Genomic DNA, 7725 nt, shown 5'->3' with positions numbered 1-7725 from the left:
GTGCTGGTGCTGCACCAGATGGGCAGCCACGGGCCGGCGTACTCGAAGCGCTCGCCGCCCGGCCGCAAGCCGTTCCAGCCCGAGTGCACGACCAACGTGCTGCAGCAGTGCGAGCGACAGCAGCTCGTCAATGCCTACGACAACTCGATCGCCTACACCGACAGCGTGCTGGCGCAGGCGATCGACTGGCTCGGCCACCAGGGCAACGCCTACGACCCGGCGCTGCTGTACCTGTCGGACCACGGCGAGTCGCTGGGCGAGAACAACCTGTACCTGCACGGCCTGCCCTACGGCATCGCGCCGCGCGAGCAGAAGCACGTGCCGCTGGTGGTGTGGCTCGCACCGCAGACCGAGGCGGCCACCGGGATCAAGATGAGTTGCCTGCGGGCGCAGCGGGACACACCGCTGAGCCATGACAACCTGGTGCCTGGGGTGCTGGGCTTCATGGGCGCGAAGACCAGCGTTTACCTTGCGGACAGGGACCCGTTCGCACAGTGCCGCCGGTAGCCCGGATGCCAATCCGGGCTGCGATCATGTCGAAACGTGTCACAGTTCGCGCTCCGACAGCCCCTCGCCCGACACCGTGTCCGCCTCCTCCGACTCCCTCAAATCCATCTTCTTCGCGCTCGGTGCCAACTTCGCGATCGCGATCGCCAAGACCGTCGGCGCGGTGTTCACCGGCTCGTCGTCGATGCTGGCCGAAGCCATCCACTCGTACGCCGACTGCGGCAACCAGGGCCTGCTGATCTGGGGCCTGAAAGAGGCCAAGAAGGCGCCGACCGCCGACCACCCGCTCGGCTACGGCAAGGCGATCTACTTCTGGAGCTTCATCGTCGCGCTGATGCTGTTCAGCATGGGCGGCCTGTTCTCGATCTACGAAGGCGTGCACAAGCTGCACGACACCGAGCCGGTGAAATACGCCGGCGTCGCGATGGCCATCCTGGCCTTCGGCGTGGTCGCCGAGGGCGTGTCGCTCTGGGGCTGCCTGCGCGAGATCAACAAGGAGCGCGGCACCCAGACCCTGTGGCAGTGGTTCCGCAGCTCGCGCCAGAGCGAGCTGATCGTCGTGCTGGGCGAAGACCTGGCGGCGCTCGGCGGCCTGGTGCTTGCGCTCGGCTTCATCGCGCTGGCGGTCGCGACCGGCAACCCGATGTGGGACGCGATCGGTTCGATCTGCATCGGCGTGCTGCTGGTGGTGGTGGCGATCCTGGTCGGTGCCGAGGTCAAGTCGCTGCTGGTCGGCCAGAGCGCCGAGCCGGCGATGCTGGCCGGCATGCGCACCCACCTGGCGGCCCAGCCCGAGGTGGCGCAGGTCTTCAACCTGCTGACGCAGCAGCTGGGCAGCGAGGTGATGGTGGCCGTCAAGGCGCGCATGCACCCGCAGCCGTCGGACGTCGCGCTGATCGAGGCGATCAACCGGGTCGAGGCCGGCTTGCGCGTGGCCTTCCCGTCGGTGCGCTGGGTGTTCTTCGAGCCCGACCTGCGCGACTGAGGTCGGCTGTCATGCTTGTCGTGCCAACATCGGCCCTGTGCCGATCCGAGGAACGAAACCATGGCCATCTCCTATGGCGCCCAGCAAAACGGACTGCTCTGCGGCTTCCGCTTCACCCCGGCCGAAGGGGGCCGGCCGATCGGCCTGGCCGAGGCGGTCGAGTGCCTGAAGGCGCCGCACAGCCCCGATGACCCGACCTTCGTCTGGCTGCATTTCGACCTGACCGACGCGTCGGCGCAGGCCTGGATGCAGGCCAACCTGCCGCTCGCACCCGAGTTCTTCGAGGCGCTGCGCCAGGGCTCGCGCTCGACGCGCATCGAGGATGCGCAGGACAACCTGATCGCCGTCGTCAACGACGTGGCCTACGAGTTCGCGTTCGACCCGTCGGAGATCGCGACGCTGTGGATGAGCGTCAGCGAGCGCCTGGCGGTGAGCGCGCGCGCCCACCCGCTGCGCTCGATTGACCGGCTGCGCGAGACGGTGCGCCAGGGCACGAAGTTCAGCTCGTCGGTCGACCTGCTGAACCACCTGCTGAAGGACCAGGGCGACGTGCTGGTGCGCATCGTGCGCGAGGCCACCGTCAAGGTCGACAGCATCGAGGACACGCTGCTGCGCGGCCGCATGAAGCACCAGCGCACCGAGCTCGGCCAGCTGCGCCGCGTGCTGATCCGCCTGCAGCGGCTGCTGGCGCCCGAGCCGGCGGCGCTGTTCCGGCTGCTGCGCCAGCCGCCGCCGTGGGTCGCCGCGCACGACCTGGACGAGCTGCGCCAAGCCACCGAGGAGTTCTCGCTGGTGATCCGCGACCTGGCGGCGCTGCAGGAACGCATCAAGCTGCTGCAGGAAGAACTGGCCGCGCAGGTCAGCGAGCAGACCAACCGCAGCCTGTTCACTTTGACGATGGTGACGGTGCTGGCGCTGCCGATCAACATCACGACCGGCTTCTTCGGCATGAACGTCGGCGGCATTCCGCTGGCGGAGCACAAGCACGGGTTCCTGACGGTGGTGCTGCTGGTGGTGGTGTTCACCGCGGCCGCGGGGTGGCTGGCGTTCCGCGGCAAGGAATGAAGGCCGTCAAAACAGCTCGCCCTGCCCGTTCGCCGGCGGCAGGCGCGGCTTGCGGAACAGCGTGAGGTCGAGTTCGGTGCGCTCGCGGTTCATGCCGTGGCGCGCGCAGGCCTTGTGGAAGCGCTGCCGAATCAGCTGTGCCCAGACGCCCTCGCCCGTCATGCGCTTGCCGAAAGCCGCGTCGTAGTCCTTGCCGCCGCGCATYTCGCGCACACGCGCCATCACGCGCGCGGCGCGCTGCGGAAAGTGCTGCTCGAGCCACTGCTGGAACAGCGGGTTCACCTCCCATGGAAGCCGCAGGATGATGCTGAAGGCCGAGCGCGCGCCGGCATCGGCCGCGGCCTCGACGATGCGCTCGATCTCGGGCTCGTTGATGAACGGGATCACCGGCGAGATGCTGACCCCCACCGGCACGCCGGCCTTGGCCAACGTCTCGATGGTGCGCAGCCGCCGGTGCGGTGCGGCGGCGCGCGGTTCGAGGATGCGCGCCAGGTCGGCATCGAGCGAAGTCACCGACACGTAGACCGCCACCAGGCCCTGTGCCGCCATCGGCGCCAGGATGTCGAGGTCGCGCTCGACGCCGGACGATTTGGTGACCAGCGAGAACGCATGGCTGCATTCGTGCAGCACCTCGATGATCGAGCGCGTGATGCCCAGCTTGCGCTCGACCGGCTGGTAGGCATCGGTGGCCGCGCCGACGTTCAGCATCTGCGGCTCGTAGGTGCGGCTCGCGAGCGCTTCGCGCAGGCGTTCGGCGGCATTGACCTTGGCGACGATGCGGGTCTCGAAATCCAGCCCCGGCGACATGTTGAGGTAGCTGTGCGTGGGCCGCGCGAAGCAATAGATGCAGCCGTGCTCGCAGCCGCGGTACGGGTTGATCGACAGGTCGAAGTGGACGTCGGGCGAGTCGTTGCTGGACAGGATGCTCTTGACCCGCTCCTCGATGATCTGGGTGCTGCGCGGCAGGTGCTCTTCGCTCGCTTCCTGGTCCAGCGTGCCCCAGCCGTCGTCGAAGTCTTCGCCACCCTGGCGCGTGAAGCGGTGCTCGATGGCCCAGGCCGTGCCGCGGCCCTTCTGCGCACCCGGCGTGGGCATCGGCACGAGCGGTTGGATCAGGAAGCGCGGGGGTTTGGGCTGCATGCTGTAAATATATACAGTAATCGCCAACACGACCAGACGCCGTGCGCGACCGGCGGCATACTCCGGCCTTTCCGGGGAGCCGTCACCGATGGGCGAATCGACCGTGTTTGCGCTCGACGGCGGCTGCGATTGCCGCCGCGTGCGCTACCGCATGCACAGCGCACCGCTGTTCGTGCACTGCTGCCACTGCCGCTGGTGCCAGCGCGAGACCGGCGCGTCGTTCGCGCTGAACGCGATGATCGAGTCCGACCGCGTCGAATCGCTGGGGGTCCCGCCCGAGCTGGTCGACACGCCGTCGGCCAGCGGCCAGGGGCAGCAGATCGCGCGCTGCCCGACGTGCCGCGTGGCCGTCTGGAGCCACTACGCCGGCTCGGGTCCGCTGCTCAGCTTCGTGCGCGTCGGCACGCTCGACGACCCCGACCGCCTGCCGCCGGACATCCACATCTTCACCGCGTCGAAGCAGCCCTGGGTGCTCATCCCGCCGCAGATGACGGCGGTGCCCGAGTACTACCCGCGCGACGCGCACTGGCCGCCGGAGAGCCTGGAACGCCACCAGCAACTGCTGCCGCGCCTGAAGGCCTGGCGGGCCGCGCAGCGGGCCGCCGGGGGATCGACATGACCCTGCACTAGCCCGGGAGATCGGGGCCGATTACCCGCCAGTTCGGGGCTTGGCGCGCCGCCGGGTCCTTCACACTGACCGCACATGGACCCGGTGTTCGCCGAACGGGGGCCATGGCTTCGTGGCAGCAGCATCGCTTCGGATGAATCCCGCAACGCTGGCAGCCCCATGAAGCAAACCCCACGTCCCATCCGCCTGTTCATCGAGATCCTGCTGATCGTGGCCGGGGTCCAGGTCGCCGTGACGATGGCCGTGCCGCTGATCGGCGCCGGCCTGGATGCGCCGAAGCAGGTCTTTTTGAGCGCGGCCCTGCTGCTGCTCATCGCCGGTCCGGCCGTCTACTGGCGCTGCATGTCCGGGACCCCCCAGGCACCGGCCGCGCCCGGCGGCAAGGGCTCGCGCACCGGCACCGTCCGCTCCGCCATCGCGATGACCGCCGCCACCCAGGTGCTGGGCCTGGCGCTGACCGGCGCCGGCGTGGCGTGGCAACTGCGCACCGTGTCGACCGCGGCCCAGGAGAAGTTCGAGCGCCGTGCCGAACGGATCGAACGGGACGTGCGCCGCCACTTCCTGTGGCCCGTCTACGGTCTCAACGGACTGCGCGGCCTGTTTGCCGCAAACGGCCAGATCACCCACGACCAGCTCCGCGCCTGGGTCGGATCGCGAGACCTGCCGGTCGAATTCCCCGGCGTGCGAGGCTTCGGATTCATCGAGCGGGTCCAGCGCGACGCGCTTGCAGCCTTCGTCGCCGCACGGCAGGCGGACGGCAGCCCCGGGTTCGCGGTGGACACGGCCGGCAACGCCGCCGACCTCTACATCGTCAAGTCCATCGAACCGCTGGCCTCGAACCACGGCGCCCTGGGCAAGGACGTGGGACGCGAGGCGGTTCGGCGCGAAGCCGCCGAGCGCGCCGCGACCAGCGGCCTGCCGTCCATGAGCGGCAGCATCTCGCTGTTGCAGAACGAAACGCGCGGCCCGGGCTTCCTCTTGATGGTGCCGGTCTACCAGGGCGGTGCCGCTGCCGCCGCGCTCGCCACGCCACAACGGCGCCAGGCCCTGTTGATCGGCCTGGTCTATGCGCCGATCGTGGTGTCGGAGATCATGAAAGGCGTGACCGATGTCGCCGAAGGCACGCTCGAGATCGAGCTGTTCCAGCACGAGACGATGCAAGCCGGCGACCTGCTGTTCGACAGCCGCCACGACACCCCGGGCCAGCCGGCTGCCGCGCCCCCGGTCCCCGGCCAAGTCCGCGTGTCATTGCGCCGCTTCGTGGTGGGAGGCCGCACGCTGACGCTGCGGGCCATCAGCACGCCGGCCTTCGAAGCCTCGATCGACCGTTCCAGCGTGGCTTTCATCGCGCTGGGCGGCGCACTGGCCAGCTTCCTGATGGCGCTGGCGGTCTGGCTGCTGGCCGTCGGCCGCGTTCGCGCACAAAGGCGCGCACAGCACATGACGGTCCACCTCGCCCGCCTGGCCCGCGTCGTGCAGCACACCTCGAACTCGGTGGCCATCACCGATGCGCACATGCGCATCACCTGGGTCAACGCCGGCTTCACCCGGATCACCGGCTACACGCTGGAAGAAGCGTCCGGACGCACCCCCGGCGAGCTGCTGGGCAGCGGCAAGGCGGATCCGGCCACGCTCAAGACCTTGCTCGATGCGGTGGCGGCCGGCGCGGCGTGCCGGGTCGAGGTGCTCAACCGGTCCAAGACCGGCCGCGACTACTGGATCGACACCGAGGTGCAGCCGATGCGCGACGACGCCGGCGCGCTGATCGGGTTCATGGAGATCGGCTCCGACGTCACCGAGCGGCGCGCCCTGGGTGATGACCTGAAGGCGGCGCTGGTGCGGGCCGAGCAGGCGAGCGTGGCCAAGGGCCAGTTCCTCGCCAACATGAGCCACGAGATCCGCACGCCGATGAATGCGATCCTGGGCATGCTGAACCTGCTGCAGAAGACACCGCTGACGGCGCGGCAACTCGACTACGCCGACAAGACCGAGGGCGCAGCGCGCTCGCTGCTGGGCCTGCTCAACGACATCCTCGACCACTCGAAGGCCGAGGCCGGCAAGATGACGCTCGACCCGCGCCCGTTCCGGCTCGACCGCCTCTTGCGCGACCTGTCGGTGATCCTGTCGGCGAACGTCGGCGCCAAGACGATCGACGTGTTGTTCGACATCGGCCCCGACGTGCCCCGCTGCCTGCTCGGCGATGACATGCGGCTGCAGCAGGTGCTGATCAACCTGGCCGGCAATGCCATCAAGTTCACCGCCGAGGGCGAGGTGGTCTTGCGGATTCGGGTGGTCGAGCGCAGCGCGGACGACGTGCTGCTGGAGTTTGCGGTGCGCGACAGCGGCATCGGCATCGCACCCGAGCACCAGGCGCACATCTTCGACGGGTTCTCGCAGGCCGAAGCCTCGACCACCCGCCGCTTCGGCGGCACCGGCCTGGGCCTGGCGATCTGCCAGCGCCTGGTCGCCCTGATGGGCGGCAGCCTCGGCTTGCACAGCACGCCCGGCGAAGGCAGTACCTTTCACTTCAGCATCCGGCTCGCACTCGCCGAGGCGGCCGGCGAGGCGCCCTTGCCGCGTCCGCCCGACATGGGTGTCCTGCGCGCGCTGATCATCGACGACAACGCCATTGCGCGCGAGGTGTTCGTCGGCATGGCGCAGTCGCTGGGGTGGCAGGCCGACGCGGCGGCCGGCGGGGACGCGGCGATCGCGCTGGCGGCGGCGCGAGCGTCTGAAGGCAGGCCCTACGAGGCGGTGTTCGTCGACTGGCAGATGTCGGGTCTGGACGGCTGGGAGACCTGCCAGCGCCTGCTGGAAGGGGCCCGGGCGTGCGGCCTGGCTGCCCCCTTGCTGTTCATGGTCACCGCCCACGGGCGCGCGGCACTGGCGCAGCGCAGCCCCGAGGAGCAGGCGATCCTGAGTGCCTTCCTGGTCAAGCCCGTGACCGCATCCATGCTGTTCGATGCGGTCTGCGATGCCCGCGTGGCGCTGGCGCATCCCGGCATGCTGGCCCGGCCGGCGCTGCCGGCCACCGGGCCCCGGCTGACCGGCATGCGGCTGCTGGTGGTGGAAGACAACGTGAACAACCAGCAGGTTGCCCAGGAACTGCTGAGCGATGAGGGCGCGCATGTCGTGCTGGCGGTCAACGGGCGGCTCGGCGTCGATGCCGTGGCCGCCGCCGACCCGCCCTTCGATGCCGTGCTGATGGACCTGCAGATGCCGGAGATGGACGGCTACACCGCGACCGCGCGCATCCGCCAGCACCTGGGCCTGGCGACGCTGCCCATCATCGCGATGACGGCCAATGCCATGGCATCCGACCGCGAGGCCTGCCTGGCCGCGGGCATGAACGACCACGTCGGCAAGCCCTTCGACCTGTCGAAGCTGGTCGCCACCTTGC

At 69.5% G+C, this 7725-nt stretch carries 6 protein-coding genes; 5 read left to right on the top strand and 1 reads right to left on the bottom strand.

Translation table 11 applies throughout. From position 1 onward, the window contains the following. From AC1DYN_RS30780 to AC1DYN_RS30770, 3 genes are all read left to right on the top strand, one after another. Positions 1 to 507: phosphoethanolamine transferase (locus tag AC1DYN_RS30780; protein WP_477966306.1), on the top strand; the 507-nt coding region annotated here is incomplete at its 5' end. A 76-nt stretch (positions 508 to 583) separates the two neighbouring features. Beyond that, positions 584 to 1492 carry a cation diffusion facilitator family transporter gene (locus AC1DYN_RS30775; RefSeq protein WP_477966304.1) on the top strand — a complete coding sequence of 303 codons (909 nt, stop codon included), beginning with the start codon at positions 584 to 586 and terminating at the stop codon, positions 1490 to 1492. Positions 1493 to 1552: 60 nt separating this feature from the next. Then, positions 1553 to 2557 (top strand): transporter, encoded by a 1005-nt coding sequence (locus AC1DYN_RS30770; protein WP_477966302.1) that lies wholly within the window; start codon positions 1553 to 1555, stop codon positions 2555 to 2557. Between the two features lie 6 nt (positions 2558 to 2563). Here the strand turns inward: AC1DYN_RS30770 and AC1DYN_RS30765 are convergent, their stop codons facing one another. Continuing rightward, a complete protein-coding gene (locus AC1DYN_RS30765) occupies positions 2564 to 3697 on the bottom strand; it encodes a PA0069 family radical SAM protein (protein WP_477966300.1) in 1134 nt (377 codons plus the stop codon). An 88-nt stretch (positions 3698 to 3785) separates the two neighbouring features. Between AC1DYN_RS30765 and AC1DYN_RS30760 the strand changes: the two genes are divergently transcribed. Beyond that, positions 3786 to 4316, top strand: coding sequence for a GFA family protein (locus AC1DYN_RS30760; RefSeq protein WP_477966298.1), 531 nt, complete (start codon positions 3786 to 3788; stop codon positions 4314 to 4316). 168 nt (positions 4317 to 4484) lie between these two features. Next, on the top strand, positions 4485 to 7725 hold a 3241-nt coding region (locus AC1DYN_RS30755), incomplete at its 3' end, for a CHASE domain-containing protein (RefSeq protein WP_477966296.1).

The sequence above is a fragment of the Rhizobacter sp. P2_D12 genome (genome assembly GCF_056404395.1).
The sequence above is the reverse complement of the archived record's forward strand: the minus strand, read 5'-3'. Positions and strand labels throughout refer to the sequence as shown.

Bases quoted from the DNA above. Each gene is read 5' to 3' on its own strand.
- AC1DYN_RS30770 (WP_477966302.1), top strand. From the start codon at position 1,553: ATGGCCATCTCCTATGGCGCCCAGCAAAACGGACTGCTCTGCGGCTTC.
- AC1DYN_RS30760 (WP_477966298.1), top strand. From the start codon at position 3,786: ATGGGCGAATCGACCGTGTTTGCGCTCGACGGCGGCTGCGATTGCCGC.